The organism is Cellulomonas sp. HD19AZ1 (assembly GCF_004535805.1).
GTDB classification, from domain to species: domain Bacteria; phylum Actinomycetota; class Actinomycetes; order Actinomycetales; family Cellulomonadaceae; genus Cellulomonas; species Cellulomonas iranensis.
Window position 1 is genome coordinate 161,413 of record NZ_SPHX01000006.1, and the last position, 24,266, is coordinate 185,678.

21 protein-coding genes are annotated in these 24,266 nt (G+C 75.0%); 11 read left to right on the top strand and 10 right to left on the bottom strand.

The genetic code is table 11. The features are described 5' to 3' along the window. The first annotated feature begins 213 nt into the window (after positions 1–213). Entirely contained in the window at positions 214–1,554 is a 1,341-nt protein-coding gene (locus E4A51_RS13995) for a lectin (RefSeq protein ID WP_134852139.1), read from the top strand. A gap of 95 nt (positions 1,555–1,649) precedes the next feature. Here E4A51_RS13995 and E4A51_RS14000 read toward each other — a convergent pair whose 3' ends face one another. Continuing rightward, entirely contained in the window at positions 1,650–2,033 is a 384-nt protein-coding gene (locus tag E4A51_RS14000) for a hypothetical protein (protein ID WP_134852140.1), read from the bottom strand. A gap of 285 nt (positions 2,034–2,318) precedes the next feature. Between E4A51_RS14000 and E4A51_RS14005 the strand changes: the two genes are divergently transcribed. Continuing rightward, positions 2,319–3,047, top strand: coding sequence for a GAF and ANTAR domain-containing protein (locus E4A51_RS14005; RefSeq protein WP_070320132.1), 729 nt, complete (start codon positions 2,319–2,321; stop codon positions 3,045–3,047). A gap of 33 nt (positions 3,048–3,080) precedes the next feature. Here E4A51_RS14005 and E4A51_RS14010 read toward each other — a convergent pair whose 3' ends face one another. The 5 genes from E4A51_RS14010 to E4A51_RS14030 all read right to left on the bottom strand — a co-directional run bounded on the left by E4A51_RS14010 (position 3,081) and on the right by E4A51_RS14030 (position 6,222). Then, positions 3,081–3,725 (bottom strand): PAS and ANTAR domain-containing protein, encoded by a 645-nt coding sequence (locus E4A51_RS14010; RefSeq protein ID WP_070320133.1) that lies wholly within the window; start codon positions 3,723–3,725, stop codon positions 3,081–3,083. A gap of 154 nt (positions 3,726–3,879) precedes the next feature. Further along, complete coding sequence (locus E4A51_RS14015; RefSeq protein WP_134852141.1) at positions 3,880–4,131, bottom strand: CDGSH iron-sulfur domain-containing protein; 252 nt, start codon at positions 4,129–4,131, stop codon at positions 3,880–3,882. Further along, on the bottom strand, positions 4,128–5,198 hold the full coding sequence (locus E4A51_RS14020) for an iron-containing redox enzyme family protein (RefSeq protein ID WP_082740177.1): 1,071 nt from the start codon (positions 5,196–5,198) through the stop codon (positions 4,128–4,130). Before E4A51_RS14020 ends, E4A51_RS14015 begins: the two co-directional genes overlap by 4 nt. 85 nt (positions 5,199–5,283) lie before the next feature. Beyond that, complete coding sequence (locus E4A51_RS14025) at positions 5,284–5,577, bottom strand: STAS domain-containing protein (protein ID WP_167748923.1); 294 nt, start codon at positions 5,575–5,577, stop codon at positions 5,284–5,286. A 192-nt stretch (positions 5,578–5,769) separates the two neighbouring features. Continuing rightward, complete coding sequence (locus E4A51_RS14030) at positions 5,770–6,222, bottom strand: MarR family winged helix-turn-helix transcriptional regulator (RefSeq protein WP_070320137.1); 453 nt, start codon at positions 6,220–6,222, stop codon at positions 5,770–5,772. A 64-nt stretch (positions 6,223–6,286) separates the two neighbouring features. On the opposite strand from E4A51_RS14030, the gene E4A51_RS14035 reads away from it, so the two are divergent. From E4A51_RS14035 to E4A51_RS14060, 6 genes are all read left to right on the top strand, one after another. After that, the gene (locus E4A51_RS14035) at positions 6,287–6,655 is read left to right on the top strand and encodes a VOC family protein (protein WP_134852142.1); all 369 of its coding nucleotides are present in this window, start codon (positions 6,287–6,289) and stop codon (positions 6,653–6,655) included. A gap of 148 nt (positions 6,656–6,803) precedes the next feature. After that, positions 6,804–8,477 (top strand): FAD-dependent oxidoreductase, encoded by a 1,674-nt coding sequence (locus E4A51_RS14040; RefSeq protein WP_134852143.1) that lies wholly within the window; start codon positions 6,804–6,806, stop codon positions 8,475–8,477. Further along, positions 8,474–9,997 (top strand): ATP-binding protein, encoded by a 1,524-nt coding sequence (locus tag E4A51_RS14045; protein ID WP_240696498.1) that lies wholly within the window; start codon positions 8,474–8,476, stop codon positions 9,995–9,997. The genes E4A51_RS14040 and E4A51_RS14045 overlap by 4 nt, the downstream gene beginning before the upstream one ends. Beyond that, a complete protein-coding gene (locus tag E4A51_RS14050; RefSeq protein WP_134852144.1) occupies positions 9,994–10,341 on the top strand; it encodes a UBP-type zinc finger domain-containing protein in 348 nt (115 codons plus the stop codon). The genes E4A51_RS14045 and E4A51_RS14050 overlap by 4 nt, the downstream gene beginning before the upstream one ends. Before the next feature lie 254 nt (positions 10,342–10,595). Then, positions 10,596–11,768 (top strand): iron-containing alcohol dehydrogenase, encoded by a 1,173-nt coding sequence (locus E4A51_RS14055; RefSeq protein ID WP_070320140.1) that lies wholly within the window; start codon positions 10,596–10,598, stop codon positions 11,766–11,768. Between the two features lie 72 nt (positions 11,769–11,840). Continuing rightward, positions 11,841–12,293 carry a GatB/YqeY domain-containing protein gene (locus tag E4A51_RS14060; RefSeq protein WP_087510520.1) on the top strand — a complete coding sequence of 151 codons (453 nt, stop codon included), beginning with the start codon at positions 11,841–11,843 and terminating at the stop codon, positions 12,291–12,293. Positions 12,294–12,392: 99 nt separating this feature from the next. Here E4A51_RS14060 and E4A51_RS14065 read toward each other — a convergent pair whose 3' ends face one another. After that, positions 12,393–13,817 (bottom strand): MFS transporter, encoded by a 1,425-nt coding sequence (locus E4A51_RS14065; protein ID WP_134852145.1) that lies wholly within the window; start codon positions 13,815–13,817, stop codon positions 12,393–12,395. A 346-nt stretch (positions 13,818–14,163) separates the two neighbouring features. Between E4A51_RS14065 and E4A51_RS14070 the strand changes: the two genes are divergently transcribed. Together E4A51_RS14070 and E4A51_RS14075 are read left to right on the top strand one after the other, a co-directional pair. Further along, a complete protein-coding gene (locus E4A51_RS14070; RefSeq protein ID WP_070320143.1) occupies positions 14,164–15,132 on the top strand; it encodes an ATP-binding cassette domain-containing protein in 969 nt (322 codons plus the stop codon). Next, positions 15,129–15,932, top strand: a complete 804-nt coding sequence (locus tag E4A51_RS14075; RefSeq protein ID WP_046529981.1) for an ABC transporter permease — start codon at positions 15,129–15,131, stop codon at positions 15,930–15,932. Before E4A51_RS14070 ends, E4A51_RS14075 begins: the two co-directional genes overlap by 4 nt. 39 nt (positions 15,933–15,971) lie before the next feature. On the opposite strand, the gene E4A51_RS14080 is transcribed toward E4A51_RS14075, so the two are convergent. From E4A51_RS14080 to lysX, 3 genes are read right to left on the bottom strand one after another with little or no spacing between them, the layout of a single operon-like run. Beyond that, positions 15,972–17,114, bottom strand: a complete 1,143-nt coding sequence (locus E4A51_RS14080) for an esterase family protein (protein WP_167748924.1) — start codon at positions 17,112–17,114, stop codon at positions 15,972–15,974. A 46-nt stretch (positions 17,115–17,160) separates the two neighbouring features. Then, positions 17,161–18,018: a hypothetical protein gene (locus E4A51_RS18415; RefSeq protein WP_167748925.1), complete on the bottom strand. Its 858-nt coding sequence runs from the start codon at positions 18,016–18,018 to the stop codon at positions 17,161–17,163. A gap of 25 nt (positions 18,019–18,043) precedes the next feature. Further along, the gene (gene lysX, locus E4A51_RS14085) at positions 18,044–21,469 is read right to left on the bottom strand and encodes a bifunctional lysylphosphatidylglycerol synthetase/lysine--tRNA ligase LysX (protein WP_206120059.1); all 3,426 of its coding nucleotides are present in this window, start codon (positions 21,467–21,469) and stop codon (positions 18,044–18,046) included. 303 nt (positions 21,470–21,772) lie between these two features. Between lysX and E4A51_RS14090 the strand changes: the two genes are divergently transcribed. Continuing rightward, positions 21,773–24,253, top strand: coding sequence for a glycogen/starch/alpha-glucan phosphorylase (locus E4A51_RS14090; RefSeq protein ID WP_046529982.1), 2,481 nt, complete (start codon positions 21,773–21,775; stop codon positions 24,251–24,253). Positions 24,254–24,266: the final 13 nt, after the last annotated feature.

Here is a 24,266-nt window from a genome sequence, read left to right on the forward strand (position 1 = left end):
GGCGCCGTCCGGCGCCGTGGCGGAGGCCTGTGTCAGCAGTCATGTGACCCCTTGACTCGCCGCGCCGGGCATCGGTAGCGTCGAAACGCTGACAGACCGGTCAGCATCGGGTGGCGTCGACGGCGACGTCGGGCCGGGGGAGCGCGAGGGCCCGCGCGCACGGCACCACCGTCGCCCTGCCGGCCCGCGGGCCGGCCGTCACCGGAGGTCGCCGTGCACCCACCCGCCCGTTCCGCCCGCGCCGCAGCACCCGCCCGCCCGTCCCGGCCGGCGCCGCGCGTCCGACCGGCCGGGCGGCGCGTCGCCCGGCCCGCGGCGCTGCTCGCGGCCCTCGCCCTCGCCGTCGCGGGCGCGGCGACCACGACGCCCGCCGCCGCGCGCGGGCCCGCACCCGCCGCCGTCGGGGACGTGCTGTGGTCGCAGGAGTTCGACGGACCCGCCGGCGCGGCCCCCGACCCCGCCGTGTGGTCGTACGACACGGGGGCGAACGGGTGGGGCAACGCCGAGCTCCAGAACTACACGACGTCGCGCGCCAACTCGGCCCTCGACGGTGACGGGAACCTCGTCCTCACCGCGCGCCGCGAGGCCGACGGCTCGTACACCTCGGCCCGCCTGCACACGGACGACAAGGTCGAGCTGCGCTACGGGCGCGTCGAGGCGCGCATCCAGATCCCCCGCGGGCAGGGCATCTGGCCCGCGTTCTGGATGCTGGGCGCGTCGTTCCCGCAGACCCCGTGGCCCGGCTCGGGCGAGATCGACGTCATGGAGAACGTCGGCAAGGAGCCGCACCTCGTGCACGGCACCGTGCACGGCCCCGGGTACTCGGGCGGTGCCGGCATCACCGGGTCCGCGATGCACCCCCAGGGGTGGTCGTACGCCGACGACTTCCACACGTTCGCGGTGGACTGGAAGCCCGGTGAGATCACGTGGTTCGTCGACGGGCAGCAGTTCCACCGCGTGACGCGCGCGAGCGTCGGGTCGAACGCCTGGGTGTTCGACCAGCCCTTCTTCCTCATCCTCAACGTCGCGGTCGGCGGCCAGTGGCCCGGGTACCCCGACGCCACCACGACCTTCCCGCAGCAGATGAAGGTCGACTGGATCCGCGTGACCGACAACGGCGCGACGAGCGGCGGCGACCCCGGCACGCCCGGCGGCGGCACGCTCCCGACGGGCACGGGCACGATCCGCGCCGACGGTCGCCTCTGCCTCGACGTGCCCTGGGGGCAGACGCACGACGGCAACCCCGCGCAGATCGCCACCTGCAACGGCGGCGCCGCGCAGCAGTGGACCCGCGGCGCCGACGGCACGGTCCGCGCGCTCGGCAGGTGCCTCGACGTCGCGGGCGGCGGCACCGCCGACGGCACGCGCGTGCAGCTGTGGACCTGCAACGGCACGGCCGCCCAGCGCTGGACCTACGACGCGGCGACGCAGACCCTGCGCAACCCGCAGTCCGGCCGGTGCCTCGACGCCGACGGCGGCAACCCGATCCACGACGGGCAGAAGCTCGTCGTGTGGTCGTGCCACGGCGCCGCCAATCAGCGCTGGGTGCTCTGACCCGCGGCGACGTGCTGCGTCGCGACGGTCACGGGTGGTCGCGGTGCGCGGCGGTCGTCCGTGACCGTCGCCCCGCGCCCCTGGCCGGGGACGGCTCAGCGGCGCCCGGTGAGCGCGGGCCGGCGCTGCGCTGCGGTGCGCTGCGACGGCCACGCGAGCATGACGAACATGGTCCGCTCGCCGCGCGGGCCCACGAGGGACGCGCGCACGACCGGGGTGACGCCCTCGCGCGCGCAGCGCCGCAGCTCGTCCTGCAGCAGGCGCGGCCACGGGCCGCCGACGTGCCCGATGCGCCGCCCCTCGAGGTCGAGCAGGTCGAGCGTGCCGTCACCCGCGGCCACCTGGACGCGCAGGCGCCCCAGGCCGTCGGGCTTGACGAACGTGCCGGTGCCCTCGACGTACCCCTCGACGCGGACGGTCACGTGGCCGCCGTCGCTCGGCACGACGCGCCACGGCTCGGGCAGGTAGCGGCGCGTCATCCCGCAGCCCCCGACGGCGGGGTGGCGGGCACCGCGGGCGGTGCGGGGCGGGCGGGTGAGGCGAGCGAGTGCGGTAGCACGGTGTCCTCCGTCGCGAGAGCGGAGGGCCGCTGCCTGACCCGTCTTCTCACGTTACCCGCGGACCCCGTCGAGCGCGCGGCGGGACGCCGGGTGCGCGCCGTCGGGCCCGGACGTGGCTCCCGCGGTCGCGGGTGCCACGCGCCCGGCCTACGGTTTTCCGGCGAGCACCCCCGTAGGCCCCGGGGTGCGGGGAGGGGCGCTGACATGCTGGACCAGCCGCTCGGCGACACGCTCGGACGCCTGCACGACGCGGTGCGCGAGGCCACCGACGTGCAGGCCGTGGTCGACACCGTCGCCGCGTCCGCGCGCGCGACGCTGCCGGGCGTGGCCGAGGTGAGCGTCACGCTGCGGCGCGACGGCGAGGCGCGCACGGTCGGCGCCACGGGCGAGCGCGCGCGGCGCTGCGACGAGGTCGAGTACGCGGGCGACGCGGGCCCCTGCCTCACGGCCGCCGACGAGGGGCGCACCGTGCTGGTCCGCGACGTCGAGACCGACGGCCGGTGGCCCGCGTGGGCGCTGGCCGCCCGCGCCGAGGGGTTCGTCGGCGCGGCCGCGTTCCCCGTCGCGACGCGCGCCGACGTCTCCGTGTCGCTCAACGTGTACAGCGAGCGGCACCTCGAGTGGCAGGACTCCGCCGTCGTGCTGGGCGAGCGCTACGCGGCGGGCGTCGCGCACGTGCTCGGGTGGTCCGTGCGCCTCGTCGACCTCGCGCAGACCACGGCCGACCTGCGGGCCTCCCTCGAGTCCCGCGCCGTCATCGACCAGGCCATCGGCATCGTGATGGCGCAGAACCGGGTCGGGCCCGACGAGGCGCTCCGACTCCTGCGGCAGGCGTCGCAGGGCCGCAACGTCAAGCTCCGCGACCTCGCGCGTGACGTCGTGGTCGCCGTGGGCGGCAGCGAACCGGAGAGCGTGTTCGTCCCACGACGCTGAAGCACCAGCCGTCCGGACCCGCCGTGCGCCCCGTCACGAGTCGGCGACCGCCTCGTCCGTGCCGACCGACGACGGCGCGAGCACCTGCCCGAGCTCGTCCGCGAGCTCGGCCACCGGGCGGCCGCGCGCGGCCGCCCGCTCGACCACGAGCTCCGCGAGCCGCCGCAGCGTGACGTTGTGCTGCATCGACGCGCGGCGCAGCATCTCGAACCCCTCCTCGGGGTTCACGGCGAACGCGCTCGCGAGCATGCCCTTCGCCTGCTCGATCGTCGCGCGCGACGTCGTGGCCGCCGCGATCTGCTCGGTCGCGACGCGCGCGCCCTCCGAGCGCACGACCGCGCTCACGTCGACCAGCGCGGCCTCGACCACGTCGTCCTCGCGGTGCACGAGCCCGAGCACGTGCCGCGTGCGGCCCTGCGCGTCCCGCAGCCGCACGTGCGAGTACGTGCCGGCCCGCGTCGTGCCCAGCAGCGCGCTGCGCCAGCCCTGACGGTCGTCGGGGTGGACGTGCGCGAGCACGAGCTCGGTCGTCGGGACGACCTCGCCGACCTCGAATCCGTGCAGCTCGTACGTCGCGTCGGACCACCACCAGGTGCCGTCGCGCAGCCCGTGCCGCAGCAGCGCGGTACCGGGCGGGAGGGGGAAGGTGTGGCGCGTCTCGCGCGAGGGGGCGGACACGGGGGGATCCTCCGAGTGTGACGACCGGAGGGCCGTGTCCTGACCCGAGACGGAAACCTAAGTGCCTTTCGCGGACGAAGCAAACGACGACCGTCGATACGGACCCGTCCGGACCCGTGCGGGTGCGTCCGGACGGGTCCCGGCGTGCGTGACGTCACCCGGGCGCGCGGAAGCCGTTGACCTTGTGCGTGCCGTCGCACCACGGCGGGGTCGCCGTGCTGCCGCAGCGGCACAGCGCCACGGTCCGGCGTCGCACCGGGACGGGCACGCCGTCGGGCCCGACCAGCTCGAGCGGGCCGCGCACCAGCAGCGGCCCGTCGGGGCACGGGGTGACCCGGACCGGGCCGCGACCTCGTGGCGCGTCGGTGCCGGCGTCCGCGTGCGTCCCCTCGTCGGCTCCCGTCATCGCACCGGCCGGCGCAGCGACGACGCGCCCGCCTCCCACGCCGCCAGCACGTGCCGGGCCCACCAGCCGTCGAGCGCGAGGCACACGGCCGCGCCCCACATGACGTCGGGCCCGAGCGCGGGCTGCTGCTCGACCAGGCGCCCGGCCATGTCGCGCGCGGCGATCTGCTCGTGCACGGCGTCGGCCTCGACGTGCTCGTCGAAGTACTCCGTGACGTCGTCGCCGAAGCCCAGGCGGCGCAGCCCGTTGCCGTACAGCCGGTTGGGCACCGACGACGTCATCTCGAACGCCGCGAGGTGCCCCACGATCGCGCCGCGCAGCCGCCGGTTCAGGCCCAGCATCGCCATGACGTTGGGGTGCGCGAGCGTGATCGCGGGGACGTGGTCGACGTACCGGCCGTACGTGTCGTCCAGGCCGACGCCGCGCATCGCCGCCGCGAACAGGGCCGCGTGCTGGCGCGCGGGGTCGCCCGCGCCGTACTCGTCGGACTGGATCTCCACCAGTGCGACCTTCGGCGCCCCCGTGAGGCGCGGCACCGCCCACGTGTGCGGGTCGGCCTCCTTGAGCTGGTACACCGACCGGTGCACCAGGAGCTCCTCGACCTGCGGCTGGGTCGCGCGGCGTGCGAGGTGCCGCGACACGCTCGGCGCGTCGTCCGCGGCGGCCGTGGCGAACAGGGTCGCCGCGACGTCCGCCGCGGTCGCGCCCGGCGCCGGAGCGGTCACGCGGTCGCGCAGCTCGGCCTCGACGCGCCGCTCCAGCAACGACCGCGCGACCAGCACGTCCGGGTGCCACTCCCAGTCGTCGTCGACGCCCTCGAGACCCTGGTGGTGCAGCTCGTACATGCAGGTCAGGGCGATCTGCAGGTCGTCGTGGTCGAGCCACGAGCGGGTCGGCCCCGGCACGGCCGCGGCGACCGCGGCGTGCAGCGGCGCGGGGTCGAGCGTCGCGCCGGTGAGCAGCCGCAGCAGCGCCTCGCCGATCCGTCCTCGGGGCGTCGGCAGGGGCATGGGGGACGCCTGCAGCGGTGCGGGGCCCGTCGTCCTCGACGGTGTGGCGGTGGTCATGGGCGTGCTTCCTCGCGACGAGCCACGCCGCTGCTGGACGTGGGCCAATCGTCACCCTGCGCCGGTGGCGTCGCCACCGGAGCGCTCACGCGTCCGTGGCCCCGGGCGCCAGCGGCACCTCGACGGCGTCCGCGACCGTGCGCACCGCGCGCGGCACGGCACCCAGCACGCGGCCGCCCGGCCCGCCGGTCCCCGCGCCGTCCAGCGCCTCGAGCACGAGCCGCAGGCCGCGCGCGTCGAGGAACGTCACGCGCGACAGGTCCACGTCGGCACCGGCGGGGGCCGCCGCTGCGACGGCCGCGATGACCTCGGGCCCCACGAGCGCGGCGTCGACCTCGCCCGTCACCTCGAGGCGTGGGCGCGCGCCGGGGCGCAGCACGACGCTCCCGCCCGGCGACGACCAGCGTGCGGGCGTGCCGTCGTGGCGGGTGTCGGGCCGTGGTGCAGCGGGGCGCGGCCGGGGCATCGAGCCGGACCTCTCGGACGTGCGACGGGCCGTGGCTTGACCCGTTCGCAACGTAGGAGAGGTCGGTGGGCTGCGCAAACGCTGGCGTGCGTGACGCGCCCGGGGTCAGCGGGGGGTGTCGCGCAGCGCGCGGACCATCGCGCGCAGCACCCGGAGGGCGTCCGCGCGCTCGGTCGTGGTGAGCCCGGACAGCATCCGGTCCTCGACCGTCCGGACGGCGGCGCTCGCCTGCGCGAGCCGTCGCCTGCCGTGCGCCGTGAGCTGCACGGGCAGGACGCGCCCCGTCGGCGCCGCGGTCGGGCGGGCCACCTCGCCGTCGCGCTCGAGCGCCTGGAGCAGCACGTGCATGGTCTGCCGCGTCACGAAGGTGCCGCGCGCGAGGTCGGCGCTCGACGCGCCGGGCCGCTGGGCGAGGAGCTCGAGGCACGCGTAGTGCGTGACGCTCATGCCGAGCGGGCGCAGCACGTCGTCCATCGCGGTGCGGAGCGCGCTGGACGCCTCCTTGAGGAGGTAGCCGAGCGAGGTGTCGAGGTCGATGCCGGCGCCGTCTTGACCCATGTCAGCATCCTGACATACGGTCGTCATGTCAGAAAACTGACAACCCCTCGCCAAGGAGCGCACCGTGCCCGTCACCGGCCCCGACTTCCTCTCCCTGCAGGTCAGCGACCTCGACGCGGCCCGCGCGTTCTACGAGCGCTACCTCGGCCTCGTCCGCTCGCCCGCCGGCCCGCCGCACGCGGTCGTGTTCGCCACGTCGCCCGTCGCGTTCGCGCTGCGCGAGACGCTGCCGGGCCTCGACCTGTCCGCCGTCGACCAGCCCGGCCTCGGCGTGGCCCTGTGGCTGCACGCCACCGACGTCCAGGCCGTCCACGACGCGCTCGTCGCCGACGGCCACCGGATCGTCACCGCGCCGTTCGACGGCCCGTTCGGCCGGACGTTCACGTTCGCCGACCCCGACGGCTACCACGTGACCCTCCACGACCGCGCCTGAGCACCCGCGCCGCGGGGCGTCCCGCGGCGCGCTCCGCCGGGCGGACCGGGTGACACGCGCGGCCCACGGGCGCACACTGTGGCCGTCGAGCCGGCCGACCGACCGGCCGTCGACGTGGCCGTCGATCCCGCCCGGCACGGAGGTCCGTGTGGCACCAGACGCAGCAGCCCGTCCCGCCCTCGTCACCGTCGACGACGACGCCGCGGTGTCGCGCGCCGTCGCGCGCGACCTGCGCCGCCGCTACGGCGAGCAGTACCGCGTGGTGCGGGCCGAGTCCGGGGCCGAGGCGCTCGACGTGTGCCGCGAGCTCAAGCTGCGCGGCGAGCAGGTCGCCGTGCTGCTCGCCGACCACCGCATGCCCGGCATGAGCGGCATCGAGTTCCTCGAGCAGGCGATGGACCTGTTCCCCGCCGCGCGGCGCGTGCTGCTCACCGCGTACGCCGACACCGACGCCGCGATCGACGCCGTCAACGTCGTCGACCTCGACCACTACCTGCTCAAGCCGTGGGACCCGCCCGAGGAGAAGCTCTACCCGGTGCTCGACGCGCAGCTCGACGCGTGGCGGGCGGCGGCGCCGTCGGCCGTGCACGGCCCCAAGGTCGTGGGGCACCGGTGGTCGGCGCGGTCGTCGCAGCTGCGCGAGTTCCTGGCACGCAACCAGGTGCCGTACCGCTGGTTCGCGTCCGACTCGCCCGAGGGCGCCCGGCTGCTCGAGGCCGCGGGCGTCGACGACGCGCGGCTGCCGGTCGTCGTCACGTCCGACGGCGACGTGCTCGTCGAGCCCGACGACGCGACCGTCGCCGCGCGCGTCGGCCTCGAGGTCCAGCCCGCCGAGGACTTCTACGACCTCGTGGTCGTCGGCGGCGGGCCCGCCGGGCTGAGCGCCGCGCTGTACGGCGCGTCGGAAGGCCTGCGCACCGCGCTCGTCGAGCGCACCGCGACCGGCGGGCAGGCCGGGCAGAGCTCACGCATCGAGAACTACCTGGGCTTCCCCGACGGGGTCTCGGGCGCGCAGCTCACCGAGCGCGCGCGCCGCCAGGCGCAGCGGTTCGGCGCCGAGATCGTCATGACGCGCGACGTGTGCGGGCTCGACGTCAACGGGTCGGCCCGCGCGGTGCGGTTCGCCGACGGCAGCACGCTCGCGGCGCACTGCGTCATCCTCGCCAACGGCGTGTCCTACCGCGAGCTCACCGGCCCGGGCCTGGGCACGCTCACGGGCCGCGGCGTGTTCTACGGCTCGGCGCTCACCGAGGCGCCCGGCTGCCGCGACCAGGACGTGTACGTCGTCGGCGGCGCCAACTCGGCCGGGCAGGCCGCGATGTACCTCGCGCGCGACGCGCGGTCCGTGACCCTCGTGGTGCGCGCGGGCGACCTGCGCGCGTCGATGTCGCACTACCTCGTCGAGCAGGTCGAGGCGCACCCCCGCATCCGGGTGCGCACCGGCACCGAGGTCGTCGAGGCGATCGGCGACGAGCACCTCGAGCAGGTCGTGCTGCGCGACGCCGCGACGGGCGACAAGCAGACCGTCGACACCGGCTACCTGTTCGTGTTCATCGGCGCCGCGCCCCTCACCGCGTGGCTCGACGGCACGCTCGACCGCGACCCGCGCGGGTTCGTCCGCTCGGGACCCGACCTCCTCGTCGACGGGCGCCCCCCGGCCGGCTGGCCGCTGGACCGCCCGCCCTACCACCTCGAGACCAGCGTCCCGGGGGTGTTCGCGGCCGGCGACGTGCGCGCCGAGTCCGCCAAGCGCGTCGCGTCCGCCGTGGGCGAGGGCGCGATGGCCGTCATGCTCGTCCACCGGTACCTGGAGCAGCTGTGAGCGCACCCGCCGACGACCTGCGCGCGTCCCCGCCCGACGGCGCGCTGCCCTGCGACGTCGAGGAGCTGCGGACCCTCTTCCTGTTCGAGGCGCTCGACGACGACCAGCTGCGCTGGCTGTGCCGGCACGGGCACGTCGAGCACCGCGAGCCCGGACCGCTGTACGCCGAGGGCGAGCCCGCGCGCTGGTTCTACGTGCTGCTCGAGGGGACGGTCGCGATGTCGCGGCGCGTCGGCACCGACGACGTCGAGGTGTCCCGCACGTCGCAGCGCGGCGTGTACGGCGGTGCGACCGCCGCCTACCTGGGCGACCGGACGCCGCAGCGCTACTCGCAGACCATGCGGGTGCTCGCGCCGTCGCGGTTCTACGCGCTGCCCGCACCGGACTTCGCCCAGCTCATGACGTCGTGGTTCCCGATGGCCGTGCACCTGCTGGAGGGGCTGTTCGTCGGGCAGCGGACCACGCAGCAGGCGGTGGGTCAGCGCGAGCGGCTGCTCGCGCTCGGTGCGTTGTCGGCGGGCCTCACGCACGAGCTCAACAACCCCGCCGCGGCCGCGAACCGCGCGACCGCGGCGCTGCGCGAGCGCGTCGCGGGCATGCGGCACAAGCTCGCGATGATCGCCGACGGGCCCTACGACGCGACGACGCTCGGCACGCTCGTCGACCTGCAGGAGCAGGCCGTCGAGGCGCTCGCGAAGTCCCGCGCGCCCGGGGCCCCGCCGCCGCCGACGGCGCTGCAGCGCACCGACGCCGAGGACGCGGTCGCCGACTGGCTCGACGCGCACGGCATCGCCGGCGGGTGGGACCTCGCGCCGACGTTCGTCACGGCGCGGCTCGACCCGCCGTGGCTCGACCGCGTCGCCGACGCCGTCGCGCCGGGCATCCTCGAGGGCGCCGTGCGGTGGCTGTCCTACGCGCTCGAGACCGAGCAGCTCATGAACGACGTCGAGGACGCCACCTCACGCATCTCCTCGCTGGTCGGCGCCGCCAAGCAGTACTCGCAGATCGGCCGGGCGCCCGACCAGACGCTCGACGTGCACGAGCTGCTGGACTCGACGCTCACGATGCTCGAGCGGCGGCTCGACGGCGTCGACGTCGTGCGCGACTACGACCGCACGCTCCCGCCCGTGCACGTCTACGGCGCCGAGCTCAACCAGGTGTGGACCAACCTCATCGACAACGCCGCGCAGGCCATGGACGGGCACGGCACCCTGACGCTCACGACGCGCCGCGTCGACGACTGGCTCGAGGTCGAGATCGCCGACACCGGCCCGGGCATCCCGCCCGAGATCGCCGACCGCGTGTTCGAGCCGTTCTTCACGACCAAGCCCGTCGGGTCCGGCACCGGCCTGGGCCTCGACATCGCGTGGCGCATCGTCGTGACCAAGCACCACGGCGACCTGTCGGTGCGCTCGACACCGGGCGACACCCGGTTCGTCGTGCGCCTGCCCTACGCCCCGGCCGACGCGCCGGGTGACGACCCGGCCGTGCCCGGCCCCGACCCGGAGGTGACCGCGTGAGCGAGACCGCCATCGACCCGACCGTGCCGCCCAGCGGCCCCGGCTGCGTCGACTGCGACGCGTCGGGCGGCTGGTGGTTCCACCTGCGCCGGTGCGCCGCGTGCGGGCACGTCGGCTGCTGCGACTCGTCGCCCGCGCAGCACGCCACCGCGCACTGGCGCGACACCGGGCACCCGCTGGTGCGCAGCTACGAGCCGGGCGAGGACTGGTGGTGGGACTACTCGGCGGGTGCGTACGGCCAGGGCCCCGACCTGGCCCCGCCGCAGGCGCACCCCGCCGACCAGCCGGCCCCCGGCCCGGCGGACCGCGTCCCGCCGGACTGGCGCTCCCGCCTGCACGCCTGACCCCGCCGCCGCGCCGACCACTGGTCACTTCGGCGCCGATCCAGGGTCCAAGCTGCACCCGTTCAGACCACTGGTCGCCGGGCGGGCCGCCGTTGTGACCAGTGGTCAGTTCGGTGCTGGTTCTGGGCGTGCGCCGCTGTCGTTCTGACCAGTGGTCGCCGGGCGGGCTGCAGTTGTGACCAGTGGTCGCCGGGTGGGGTGCCGTTGTGACCAGTGGGCGGCGTGGGCGGGTCGGTCGGGCCTAGCCTCGGGGGATGAGCACGTTCGCGACCGCCGGCCGGATCGTCGTGGGGGCGGGGACCTCTGCGCAGGTGGGTGGGCTCGTCGACGAGCTCGCCGGTGCGGAGGGCGGGGTCGGCGGCGGGTCGCGGCGCGCGCGCCTGCTCGTCGTCGCGGGCGGCTCGGCCGACGTCGACGCGCTCACCACCGGGCGTGACGCGCACGTGTGGCGACACGGGGGCGAGCCCGACGTCGAGGCGGTGCGCGCGGCGGTCGCGCACGCGCGCGAGGTCCGGCCGGACGTCGTCGTCGGCTGGGGCGGCGGGTCGGTGCTCGACCTCGCCAAGTGCGTGGCCGTGCTCGTGCCGGGCGACTCCGACGTGCTGGACCACCTGGAGGTCGTCGGCCGCGGGCTGCCGCTGCCGGACGGTGCGCTGCCCGTCGTCGCGGTGCCGACGACGGCCGGGACGGGTGCCGAGGTCACGGCCAACGCACCGGTGCGCGTGCCCGAGCGCGGCGTCAAGGCGAGCCTCCGGGGCCGCGCGATGCTGCCCGCCGTCGCGGTCGTGGACCCGGAGCTGACGTTCGGCTGCCCGCCCGCGCTGACGGCGTCGTCGGGTGCGGACGCGCTCACGCAGTGCCTCGAGGCGTTCACGACCCCGCAGGCCACGCCCCTGACCGACCCGCTCGCGAGCGACGGGCTCGTGCGTGCCGCGCGCAGCCTGGTCCGCGCCGTCCACCACGGCGACGACGCCGGCGCGCGCACCGACCTGGCGATCGCGGCCCTGCTCTCGGGCATGGCCCTCGCCAACGCGAAGCTGGGTGCCGTGCACGGGCTCGCCGCCGCGCTCGGTGGGCGCCTCGGCGCGCCGCACGGGCAGGTGTGCGCCGCGGTGCTGGCCGCGACGACGGCCGCCAACGTCGCGGCCCTGCGCCGGCTCGGCGACGCGGGTGCGGCCGGGCTCGCGCGGTACGACGACGCCGCGGCCGCGCTGACCGGGCACCCCGCCGCGTGCGCGGCCGACGCGGTCGCGTGGCTCGCCGAGACCGTGACGGCGCTCGACGTGCCCGGGCTCGGCGCGCTCGGGCTGGCCGAGGAGGACGTGGCGGCCGTCGTCGCGGACGCGCTCGCGGCGTCCAGCACGCGCGGCAACCCCGTGACGCTCACCGTGGAGGAGATGACGGACGTCGTCACGGCGTCCTGGTGACGGTGCGACCTCGGGCCGCCGTCCGCCCCGAATCATGAGGCGACGCCGCGCACGCACCGCGAGGATGGGGGCATGAGCACCCTCGACCGACTGACCGCCGACCTCACGACCGCCCTCAAGGCCCGCGACGCGCTGCGCACCAGCACGCTGCGCCAGCTCATCGGCGCCGTGCGCCACGAGGCGAAGGCCGGGCCCGTCGAGCGCGAGCTCACCGAGGACGACGTGCTCGCGGTCCTGGCGCGCGAGGCCAAGAAGCGCCGCGAGTCCGCGCAGATCTACGCCGACGCGGGCGCAGCCGACCGTGCCGCGACCGAGACCGCCGAGGCCGACGTCGTCGACGAGTACCTGCCGACCCGGCTCACGCAGGACGAGCTCGTGGCCCTCGTGGACGCCGTCGTCGCCGACACGGGGGCGTCGAGCATGAAGGACATGGGCGCCGTCATGAAGGAGGCGACGGCCCGCGCGCAGGGCCGTGCGGACGGCAAGGCCCTCAGCGCGCTCGTGCGCGCCCGCCTCGCCGGCTGACGCCCCGCCGGGCCGGAGCCCCGGCCGGCTGCTCCGGCTGACGCCCCGTGCGGTGCGACCCCCTCGGGGCCGCACCGCACGGGGCGCTCCCGCGCCCGGTCAGCGCTGCGACGCGGACGCGTCGGCCGGCGTCCCCTCCGCGCCGGTCCCGTCGGGGGCGGGACGTGCGGCGCCGTCGGACGCGTCGGCCGCGGCCATCGCGCGCCGGCCCGACGGCAGCGCGACGCTGACGACCACCACCACGAGCAGCGCGACGCCGGCGGCGACCAGGAGCGACTCGACGGAGTGCCGGTCCGCGAGCGGCCCGAACACCGCCATGCCCAGCGGCATCGCGACGGCCATGACGACGCCGACGAACCCGAACACGCGGCCCTGCCGCTCGGGCTCGACCGTCTCCTGCAGCACGGTCATCGTGGGCGTCGAGAAGAACGGCACGCCCAGGCCGATGAGGAACATGAAGCCGAAGAACGCCCACATGTTCGTCGACAGGCCGAGGCCCACGTTGAGGACGGCGAACAGCAGGGTCGTCAGCACGACCATGTGCACGCGGTTGCGCAGACCGCCCCACCACGCGACCGCGACGCCGCCGAGCGTCATGCCGACGCTGAACGCCAGCTCGTTGGCGGTGAGCTTCCAGACCTCGTCGCCGAACGACCGCACGACCATGAGCGGCGTGAGGAACGACGGCGCGACGATCAGCACGAACACGACGCCCCACAGCAGCAGCACCCACCGCACGAACGCGTGCGTGACGACGTACCGGACCCCGCCCACGAGGTCGGCGACGTAGCCGCGGACCCCGGCCTCCTGGTCGGTGCGCACGAGACGCGGCACGGGCACGAGCAGCAGCAGCCCGATGCCGACGAGCGCGGTGACGACGTCGACGAAGAAGATCGCCTCGATCGACGCCCACGCGTACAGACCGGCCGCGACCGCGGGCGCGAGCAGCATCATGGCCGACTGGATGGTGCCGTTGACCCCGTTGACGCGCATGAGCTTGTCGGTCGGCACGATCTGCGGCAGCAGCGAGCTGACGGCCGGGGTCTGGATCCCGGCGCCGGCGGAGCGGATCGCGGCGGCGACGTACAGCAGCCACAGCTGGTCGTAGCCGGACAGCATGAGCACGGCGAGCGCGAGCGTGGTCGCGGCGATCGTCGCGTCCGCGCCGATGATGAGCCGGCGCCGGTCCAGCCGGTCGGCCCACACGCCGCCGAACACCGACACGACGGCCTGCGGCAGGAACCCGACGGCGGCGTACACCGCCATGACCGTGCCCGAGCGCGTCTGCAGCGTGAGGTGCCACATGATCGCGTACTGCACGAGCATCGAGCCGAACAGCGAGAACGTCTGGCCGGTGAGGAAGACCGTGACGTCGCGGCGCCAGCGCGGGCGGGCCGCGGCCGTGAGGGGGGCGTCGGCGAGCGGCGCGTCCGGCGCGACGGCCGGGGCGTCGGCGTCGGTCCCGGCACCGGTGGGCGTGGCCGGTCGGTCGTCGGGCGGCGGTGCGGTCGCGGGCGTGGTCATGGGGCGTCCTCGGTCGTGGCGGTGCGGTCGCGGCAGCGTCGGCCGTGCCGGGCGGCGGGGCGGGAGGTGGTGGGCGGTGCCGGTGGGTGTGCAGTGACGGACCCGCGGCGGCGCCGGGACTCACCGGGCCGTGCCACCGCGTCCGCGGCGCTTCCGTGGTGCGCCCGTGGTGGGCCGCGCCGCCGCGGGGTCGTCATCCTGGCCCACCCGGGCCCGCGCTGTCAGCGCCTTTCGCCGCGTCGGTGTCGGTGGTCCGCGCGACCATCGTGCGCAGGGCCGCGGGCCCGACGAGTTCGGGGTGCGGCACCGGTCGGTACGCACGTCACGACGACCGACGAGGAGAGCGATGACGGCGACCATCACCGCGCGGGGACTGGTGAAGCGGTACGGCCAGGTCGAGGCGCTGCGCGGCCTGGACCTCGACGTGCCGCAGGGCACCGTGCTGGGGCTGCTGGGGCCCAACGGCGCGGGCAAGACGACGGCGGTGCGGATCCTCACGACGCTGCTGCGCCCCGACGAGGGGACCGCGACCGTCGCGGGTGCGGACGTGCTGCGCGACCCCGAGGAGGCGCGCCGCCGCATCGGGCTGTCGGGGCAGTACGCGGCGGTCGACGAGAACCTCACGGGTGCCGAGAACCTCGAGATGATCGGGCGCCTCTACGGCTTCCCGCGGCGCCGTGCGCGCGACCGTGCGCACGCGCTGCTCGGGCGGTTCGACCTGGCGGACGCCGGCGGACGCCCGGCCAAGACGTACTCGGGAGGCATGCGCCGCCGCCTCGACCTCGCGTGCGCGCTCGTCGCCGAGCCGCCCGTCGTGGTGCTCGACGAGCCGACCACGGGCCTGGACCCGCGCAGCCGCCTGCAGATGTGGGACGTCATCGCCGACCTCGTGCGTCAGGGCACGACGCTGCTGCTCACGACGCAGTACCTCGAGGAGGCCGACCGGCTCGCGGACGACATCGTCGTCATCGACCACGGCCGTGCGATCGCCCGTGGCACGGCCGACCAGCTCAAGGCCCAGGTCGGCGGCCAGCGCGTCGAGGTGCTGCTCGCCGACGCCGCCGACTCCGGTGCGGCCCGCGCGGCGCTCGCGGCCGTCGCGGCCGCGGACGACGACGTGCACGCCGACGGTGACGGTCGCGCGCTGTCGGTCGCGGTGGCCGACGGCACGCGCGTGCTGCGCGCCGTGCTCGACCGGCTCGACGCCGACGGCGTGGCCGTCCTCGAGGCGGGGCTGCGGCGCCCGACGCTCGACGACGTGTTCCTCACCCTCACGGGCCGCACGGCCGACGACGTCCAGGAGGAGACGCGATGAGCTCGCTCGCCCGCACGGTGACCGACACGCACGTCGTCGCCAAGCGCAACCTCATCAAGATCCTGCGCGTGCCCGAGATCCTCGTGGCGGTGCTGATCTCGCCCATCATGTTCGTGCTGCTGTTCGCGTACGTGTTCGGCGGTGCGATCGACCCCGGTGACGGCGTGAACTACCGCGAGTTCCTCATCCCCGGGATCTTCGCGCAGACCGTCGTCTTCGGTGCGACGTTCACGGGTGCCGGCATCGCGGAGGACATGCAGAAGGGCATCATCGACCGGTTCCGCTCGCTGCCGATGTCGCAGTCGGCCGTGCTCGCGGGGCGCACGCTGTCCGACGTCGTCTACAACGTGCTGTCGCTCGCGATCATGGCGCTCACCGGCCTGCTCGTCGGGTGGCGCGTGCGGGGGTCGTTCGTCGACGCCGTCGCCGCGTTCGCGCTGCTGCTCGTGTTCGCGTACGCGGTGAGCTGGATCATGGCGCTCGTCGGCGTCCTCGTGCCCAGCGTCGAGGTCATCAACAACGCGTCGTTCATCGTCATCATGCCGCTCACGTTCGTGTCGAACGCGTTCGTGCCGCTCGAGTCCTTCCCGGCCCCGCTGCAACGGGTCGTGGAGTGGAACCCCGTCTCGACGCTCACGCAGGCCTGCCGCGAGCTGTTCGGCAACACCAACCCGAACGCTGCCGTGCCCGACGCGTGGTCCATGCAGCACCCGGCGCTCTACACGCTGCTGTGCGTCGTCGTGATCCTCGTGGTGTTCGCGCCGCTCGCGATCGCCCGCTACCGCCGCACGTCGCGCTGACCGCGCCGCGACGGGCCGTCAGCCCGCACCGACGGGCCGTCAGCCCGCCGTGGCGGTCGGCGACGGCGCGGGCGTGGCGGGCGTGGTGTCGGCGGGGGACGTCCAGCCCACCTGCTGGACGATCCACGTGATCGCGTCGGGTGCCATCGCCTGGGCGGTGCTCCAGTCGTGACCGCCGACGTAGTCGCCGACCTTCACGGGCAGACCCTGCTGGGTGAGCGCGTCGGCGATGCGGTGCCCCTCGGTGACGTCGTCGCCGCTGGGGATCCCGACGAAGACCGGCAGCCGCTCGGAGTAGGTCGTGCGGCCGATCACCTCGAGGGGCTCGTTGGCGGCCAGGGCCGAGGGCGAGGCGTGCAGCGCCGGCGCCTCGGGGACCAGGTAGGGCATGAGCGAGACGATGCCCGCGAACGTGGACTGGTGACGCAGTCCCACGAGCAGCGAGCCGAGGCCGCCGGCGCTGATGCCGCCGATGACCCGGTGCGGCTGGTCCGGGACCGTGCGCAGGTGGGCGTCGGCCCACGGCACGACGTCGGAGACGAGGAACGTCTCGTGCAGCGCGCCGGGTGCGGGCATGTCCACCGGCTCGTCCGCGGCACCCAGGTCGAGGTCGGGCGACACCACCACGACGGGCGGGATGGTGCCGGCGTCGATGAGCCCGTCGAGCACCTGGTCGAGGTGCGCCGCGGTGAACCAGTCGGCGCTCGTGCCGGGCGCCCCGTGCATCATGTAGAGCACCGGGTACCGCGCACCGGTGTCCTGGGAGTAGCCCGGGGGGACGTACAGGTACGTGTCGGAGTCGGGCACGCCGCGCGAGTGCGACGGGATCGTCACGTCCCACGTGCGCCCGGCCGTCGCCGTGGTGGGCGTCGGCGGGTCCGCGGGCTGGCCCGCGGCGAGCGCGTCCGGTGCGTCGCCGACCACGGTCGCCCCGACGGTGGCGATCCCGTCCCAGTCGGAGACGTACCCCGTCCCGACCCCCACGGCGAGCAGCCCGGTCGCGGCCACCAGGGTGAGGCACAGCAGCCCGCCCGTCACGGCGAGCAGAGCCGCGGGATGGTGCCGGCGGCGTCGGCGCCGCACGGTCCGGACGAGCGCGACGACGCAGACGACGACGAGCAGCGCGCCGAACCCCACCGCTGCCCAGCCCTGCCACGAACGGTCGAGGATCGCGACGTGCACGGCCACCTCCGAGACTCCGGGGCCCCCGGAGCCCCGAGGACGACGCTCAGGGTGCGCCGGTCGTCTGGGAGCCTCCTGGGTGCTCCCCGGGAAGGTCCTGCGCGGGTGCCTCGGCCGCGACGCTCGCGGGACTCGTCGCGAGGACGACGCACGCAGCGATCGCGAGCACCAGCGCGGCCACCACCGGGGCGGCCCACCCGGTGCGCACCGTGTCGCCCAGCACGGCGACGCCGACGGCGCCGGGCACGACGACCTCGGTGACGGACAGCACGGCCGCCATCGACCCGGCCGACCCGCGCTCGAGGGCCCGCAGGTACGCGAGCACGCCGACCGCGCCGCACGCGACGATCGCGATCGCGAGGGGCTGCAGCACCGTGTCGAGCAGCCCGCCCGACGCGTGCGCGCCGCGCGCCGCGATCGCGGCCCCCGAGTACCCGAGCCCGCCCAGCGTCGCGAGCAGCAGCGCGCCCCCACGTGCGTACGCGGCGACGGTCGCGGCGACCAGCACGCCCGACGCCACGAGCATGCCGGTCGTGAAGCCGGCGGGCGGCGTCACGGCGGGCTGCTCGCCGGACCCCGCGGCGAGCACCACGAGCGCGCCGACCACGGCGACGATCGCGCCGACGTCCCGGCCACGCGTCGGCGCGCCCAGCACGGTGCGCGCGAGCAGCACCACCACGACGACCGACGACGCCAGCAGGGCCTGCACGACGAACAGCGGCAGCCGGTCGAGAGCCACGAGGGACAGCAGCCACGCGGCCCCGTCGATGAAGAGCGCGCCGACCACGAGCGGCTGGCGCAGCGCCGTCAGACCCTGCGCGCGGCGCGTCGCGACGGCCTGCATGACCGTGCTGACGCCGTAGCCGACGGCCGCGACCGTCGCGGCGAGCAGAGCGAGCACCATGGGGGTCCTCCTCCCGTGCGCCGCGTCAGCGCCGGCCGGACGGCCGGACGAACGGGAACGCGAGCGTGTCGCGGATCGTCCCGCCCACGAGCATCATCACGACCCGGTCGACGCCGATCCCGACGCCGCCCGTGGGCGGCATCGCGAACTCCAGCGCCGACAGGAACTCGTCGTCGACCTCCATCGCCTCGGGGTCGCCCGCGGCCGCGAGGATCGACTGCTCGGTCAGCCGGCGGCGCTGCTCGACCGGGTCGACGAGCTCGGAGTACGCGGTGCCGAGCTCGGCGCCGAACGCGACGAGGTCCCACCGCTCGGCGAGCCGCGGGTCGTCGCGGTGCCGGCGGGTCAGGGGTGACGTCTCGACCGGGAAGTCGGTGTAGAACGTCGGCTCGACGGTCTGCCCCTCGACGAACCGGTCGTACAGCTCCTCGACGAGCGCGCCGTGCGTCTCGTCGTCGTCGAACGCGACGTCGTGCGCACGGCACAGCTCGCGCAGGTCGGCGAGCGGCAGGTCGGGCGTGACGGGAGTACCGAGCGCACGGGACACGGCGTCGTGCACGGTGAGCACGGGCCACTCGCCGTCGAGCCGCACGACCGTGCCGTCGGGCCGGTGCGCGACCGGTTCGCCGTGCACCGCGACCGCGGCCGCGACGACGAGCTCCCGCGTGAGGTGCCGCATGGTCGTGTAGTCGCCGTACGCCTGGTACGCCTCCATCGAGGTGAACTCGGGGTTGTGGGTCGCGTCGACGCCCTCGTTGCGGAAGTTGCGGCCCAGCTCGAACACGCGACCGACGCCGCCGACCATGAGCCGCTTGAGGAACAGCTCGGGCGCGATGCGCAGGTACAGGTCGAGGTCGTACGCGTTGATGTGCGTCGTGAACGGCCGTGCGTTCGCGCCGCCGTGGATGCGCTGCAGGATCGGCGTCTCGACCTCGATGAACCCGCGCTCGACGAGCGAGGACCGGAGGGACCACACGGCGGCGGCGCGCGCCCGCAGCAGGTGCTCGGCGCGGTCGTTCAGCGCGAGGTCCATGTGCCGCAGCCGCACGCGCGCCTCGGGGTCGGCGAGGCCGCGGTGCTTGTCCGGTGGCGGCGTGAGCGCCTTGGCGGCCATGCACCACGAACGCGCGAGCAGCGTCGGCTCGCCCGACCTGCTGCGCACCGGGACGCCCGTGACGGACACCTGGTCGCCGAGGTCGACGGCCCGGCGCCACAGCGCCAGGTCGGCCGACCCGGAGGCGGTGAGCATGACCTGCAGATCGGCCCCGCCCTCCCGCAGCACCGCGAACACGACGCCCCCGAGGTCGCGCAGGCGGACGACTCGCCCGACCACCGCGAGCTCGTCCGCACCCGCGGCGGGGCTCGTGGTGCCGGGCGGCACGGCGTCGAGCACGGCGCGCGCCGCGGCGACCGCGGCCGTGCGGGGCACGGTCACGGGGTACGGGTCCATGCCGGCGGCGTGCAGCACGTCGAGCTTCGCGTGGCGCGTGCGCTGCTGCTCGGTGAGGCGGCGCGGTGGCGCGGTCACCGCGAGGGCCTCGTCCTCCTGCGCGACGACCGCCGCGACGAACGCGGGGTCGTGCAGCTCGGGGGAGCGGTCGGAGCGGTCGTCGGCACCGGTGAGCCAGCGCGGGTTGCGCGGCAGGAAGCCCTCGGCCTGCCCGAGCGCGAACACGACGCGCGTGAGCTGCCCGGCCGCCTCGTAGCACATGAGGCGCGGCTCCCAGTCGGGCAGGTACTTCTCGTTCGAGCGGTAGAGCTGCTCGAGCTGCCAGAACCGCGACGCGAGCAGCAGCACGCGGCGGTTGAACCGCTGCACGGGGGTCGCACCGACGCGCTCGCCGACCTCGAACGTCGAGCGGAACATCGCGAAGTTCATCGAGACCTTCTCGATCCCGAGGTCCCGCGACGCGGCGGCGAGCTCGGCGACCATGAGCTCGGTCACGCCGGCGACGGCGTCGGGCGAGCGGCGCATGACGTCGAGCGACAGCCCGCGCCGGCCCCACGGGACGAACGACAGCAGGCCGCGCACGGCACCGTCGGCGTCGTGCGCGGTCACGACCACGATGCGCGGGTCGACCGGGTCGCCGAGCCGCTCGAGCGCCATCGAGAAGCCGCGCTCCTCGCCGTGCCGCCAGCGGTCGGCGTCGCGCACGAGCTCGGCGAGCTCGTCGGCGGGGATCGCGGACTGGCGGCGCACGCGGACCTCGTACCCGGCGGCCTTCCCGCGCTCGACCGCACGGCGCACGGGGCGCAGGGCGGGGTTGGCGAGGTCGATGCGGCGGGTCACGACGACGGCCTCGTCACCCATGGGCACGGGGTGCAGGCCCGCGTCGCGGTAGGTGCGGGCGCCGGCCTCGGTGGTCGACGTGACCGCGGGGATCCAGCCGTGCTGCCGCGTGTGCAGGAGCCAGCGGTCCACGGCCGCCGGCCAGGACTCGCGGGCCCCGACGGGGTCGCCGGCGGCGAGGCTCACGCCGGACACCACGCGGTACGACACGGCGGCGCGACCGTCGGGGGAGAACACCGCCGAGCGGTCGTCGCGCGTCGCGAAGTAGCCGAGCGAGTCGTGCTCGGGGTCCTCCAGCAGCAGGCGCCGCACCGCGAGCGCGTCGGCCGCGCGCTCGCCCGCGGGGCTCGCCGACGAGCGCAGGAACACGGCGATGCCCAGCAGCAGGCCGGCCGCCGAGACGAGCCCGACGAGCGCGCCGACCCACGCGGGGCCGTGGCCGCTCGCGACGACGCTCGAGTGGATGCCGAGCACGTGCGACAGGCTCCAGCCGAGCCGGTCGCCCTGCGTGGTGAGCCCCGCGGGGTCGAACTGCAGCAGCGTGTAGGCGAGCGTGGCCGCGGCGAGGGCCGTGGCGCCGGTGACGAGCACGGCGCGCCACCACGCGCCGCGTCGCAGCCGGGCCGGGAACGCGCGCCGCGCCGAGACGAGGACCACGATGATCGGCAGCGAGAAGCAGAACGCGACGACGTCGCGCGTGGTGACCTCGAGCTCGGCGAGCGTCGCCGACCCGGTCGCGACGAGCACGAGCGTGAGCAGGCCGATGAGGGCGACGGGCAGCTGCCACACGACCACGACGAACCACACGGCGGCCCGCAGGCGGCGCAGCACGCCGGACGCGACGACGCCGACGAGGATCGCGGAGAACAGCCCCGGCTGCGCGGGGACGTTGGTCATCGACAGCACGTGGCCGACGGCGCGGACCTGGTGCGGCCAGAACGGCAGCAGCACGAGCGCCACGAGCAGCCAGATCGCGTACGCCTGGAGCACGCGGCCCGTGACGTGCGCGACGCCGCGCGCCCAGGGCGACGCGTGGGGCGTGCCGGCCGGGGCGGCGTCCCCCGCGTCCCGCGTCGGGCGGGCGTCGCCGCGCGGCACCGGCCGTCGCGGGTCGACGTCGGTGCCCGTCGACGGTGCCGGCTCGGTCGACGTGCGCGCCATGCGCGGTACCCCGCAGGTTCGTCAGCCCGGGGCGCGGTCGCAGGGCTGCGCACGTCGGTCCCACCGGTGGGCGGCCCGCTGCGCGGACGGCCGTGAGGGCCAATCTGCCCCTCGGGGCGAACCTGTGCAACGAGACGTCCGCCCAGGTCGGACGCGCACGGCGCCCGCGGGCCCTGCGCGTGGGCCCCCGCACTGCCCGCGGGTGCCCGGGACGTCCGGTCCGTGACGAGCGTCCGGTTCGCCGGCGGATCCGCCGGGCGCACGGCCTGGCCGTGGGACCACGGGGCAACTACCGTTGCGCAAGTGACTGAGAACCGTGCCAACGGCACCGCGCCGGTGACCGCCCCCCAGCACTCCGTCGAGGGCTTCGTGAAGGAGTTCCTGCGCGAGCTCCACTTCGGCCAAGGGGTGACGCTCGCACGCGCGAGCGACAACGACCAGTACCTGGCGCTCGCGCGCACGGTGCGCGAGTACCTCATGGCCCGGTGGCTCGAGACGCTGCGGCGGCAGTTCGACGCGCAGGCGAAGTCGGTCGCGTACCTGTCGGCCGAGTACCTGCTGGGGCGCCAGCTCGACAACGCGCTCATCGCGACCGACCTCACCGAGATCGTCGAGGAGGGGCTCGCGTCCCTCGGCATCGACCTCGCGACCCTGCGTGAGCAGGAGGTCGAGCCGGGTCTCGGCAACGGCGGCCTGGGGCGTCTCGCCGCGTGCTTCGTGGACTCGCTCGCGACGATGAGCGTGCCGTGCATCGGCTACGGCATCCGCTACGAGTACGGCATCTTCCGCCAGACGTTCGTCGACGGCTGGCAGGTCGAGCAGCCGGACACGTGGCTGTCGCTCGGCGCGCCGTGGGAGTTCCCGCACCCCGAGCACTCGGTGCCCGTGCACTTCGGCGGCCACACCGAGACGTACGACGACGGCGGCGTCGAGCGCACGCGCTGGGTGCCCGCGTGGGACGTGCTCGGCGTGCCCTACAACTACATGGTCCCCGGCTACCAGAACGGCCGCGTCAACACGCTGCGCCTGTGGAGCGCGCGCGCGACCAAGGCGTTCGACCTGCAGATCTTCAACTCCGGCGAGTACGTCGACGCGGTGCGCGCGCAGACGTTCGCCGAGAACATCTCGAAGGTCCTGTACCCCGAGGACTCGACGCCGCAGGGCAAGGAGCTGCGCCTGCAGCAGCAGTACTTCTTCGTCGCGTGCTCGATCCGCGACTTCGTCGAGAACGTGCTGCCCGAGGACTTCGACCTGCACGACCTGCCCGAGCGCATCATCTTCCAGCTGAACGACACGCACCCCGTGATCGCCGTCCCGGAGCTCATGCGCATCCTGGTCGACGAGAAGAAGTGGGACTGGGACGAGGCGTGGGCGGTGACGCAGAAGTGCTTCGCGTACACGTGCCACACGCTGCTGCCCGAGGCGCTCGAGGTGTGGCCGGTCGAGCTGCTGGGCCGGCTGCTGCCGCGGCACCTGGAGATCATCTACCGCATCAACGACGACTTCCTCGCGGAGGTCGCGCAGCGGTTCCCCGGCGACGAGCTGCGCCTGCGCCGCATGTCGATCATCGCCGAGCACCCCGAGCGGTCGGTGCGCATGGCGTACCTCGCGACCGTGGCGGGCGCGAAGGTCAACGGCGTCGCCGAGCTGCACAGCCAGCTGCTGCGCGACAAGGTGCTCCCGGACTTCTCGGAGTACTGGCCGGACAAGTTCACGAACGTCACCAACGGCGTCACGCCCCGGCGGTTCGTGCGCCTGGCGAACCCGGCGCTGTCGGAGCTCATCACCGACGCGGTCGGCCCGGGGTGGGTCACGGACCTCGAGCGGCTGCGCGAGATGGAGCCGCTGGCCGACGACGCCGAGTTCCGCGAGCGGTTCCGTGCGGTCAAGGCGCACAACAAGGACCGTCTGAACGCGCTGCTGCAGCGCCGCGACGGCATCACGCTGCCGGCCGACGCGATGCTCGACGTGATGGTCAAGCGCCTGCACGAGTACAAGCGGCAGACCCTCAAGGTGCTGCACATCGTGTCGCAGTACGAGCGCATCGTCAGCGGCGAGCTCGACCCCACGAGCATCCCGCGGCGCGTGTTCGCGTTCGGCGCCAAGGCGGCCCCGGGCTACAAGATGGCCAAGCAGATCATCGGGCTCATCAACCACGTGGGCGCGGTCGTCAACACCGACCCGCGCGTGCAGGGTGCGCTCACGGTCGTCTTCCCGCCCAACTACAACGTCACGCTCGCCGAGACGCTGATCCCCGCGGCCGACCTGTCGGAGCAGATCTCGCTCGCGGGCAAGGAGGCGTCGGGCACCGGCAACATGAAGTTCGCGCTGAACGGCGCCCTGACGATCGGCACCGACGACGGCGCGAACGTCGAGATCCGGCAGCTCGTCGGCGACGACCACTTCTTCCTGTTCGGTCTCCTCGAGCCGCAGGTCGAGCAGGTCGTGGCCGCCGGGTACGAGCCGTCCCGGTACTACGAGGAGAACCGCACGCTGCGCCGCGCGATCGACCTCATCGCGTCGGGTGCGTTCGCGAACGGCGACCGCAAGGTCTTCGAGCCGATCGTGTCGAACCTGCTGCACGAGGACCGGTTCCTGGTGCTCGCGGACTTCCAGTCGTACGTCGAGGCGCAGGAGCGGGTCGACGCCGCGTACCTCGACACCGAGGGGTGGACGCGCTCGGCGATCCTCAACGTCGCGCGGTCCGGGTTCTTCTCGTCCGACCGGTCGATGTGGGACTACATCGACCGCATCTGGCACGCGCAGCCGGTCGTCGCGCGCTGACGCGACTCCCCGG

Coding starts and splice junctions, on each gene's coding strand:
- E4A51_RS14000 (WP_134852140.1), bottom strand. CDS start 2,033: ATGACGCGCCGCTACCTGCCCGAGCCGTGGCGCGTCGTGCCGAGCGAC.
- E4A51_RS14005 (WP_070320132.1), top strand. CDS start 2,319: ATGCTGGACCAGCCGCTCGGCGACACGCTCGGACGCCTGCACGACGCG.
- E4A51_RS14015 (WP_134852141.1), bottom strand. CDS start 4,131: ATGACGGGAGCCGACGAGGGGACGCACGCGGACGCCGGCACCGACGCG.
- E4A51_RS14020 (WP_082740177.1), bottom strand. CDS start 5,198: ATGACCACCGCCACACCGTCGAGGACGACGGGCCCCGCACCGCTGCAG.
- E4A51_RS14030 (WP_070320137.1), bottom strand. CDS start 6,222: ATGGGTCAAGACGGCGCCGGCATCGACCTCGACACCTCGCTCGGCTAC.
- E4A51_RS14055 (WP_070320140.1), top strand. CDS start 10,596: ATGAGCACGTTCGCGACCGCCGGCCGGATCGTCGTGGGGGCGGGGACC.
- E4A51_RS14060 (WP_087510520.1), top strand. CDS start 11,841: ATGAGCACCCTCGACCGACTGACCGCCGACCTCACGACCGCCCTCAAG.
- E4A51_RS14065 (WP_134852145.1), bottom strand. CDS start 13,817: ATGACCACGCCCGCGACCGCACCGCCGCCCGACGACCGACCGGCCACG.
- E4A51_RS14070 (WP_070320143.1), top strand. CDS start 14,164: ATGACGGCGACCATCACCGCGCGGGGACTGGTGAAGCGGTACGGCCAG.
- E4A51_RS14075 (WP_046529981.1), top strand. CDS start 15,129: ATGAGCTCGCTCGCCCGCACGGTGACCGACACGCACGTCGTCGCCAAG.
- E4A51_RS18415 (WP_167748925.1), bottom strand. CDS start 18,018: ATGGTGCTCGCTCTGCTCGCCGCGACGGTCGCGGCCGTCGGCTACGGC.
- lysX (WP_206120059.1), bottom strand. CDS start 21,469: ATGGCGCGCACGTCGACCGAGCCGGCACCGTCGACGGGCACCGACGTC.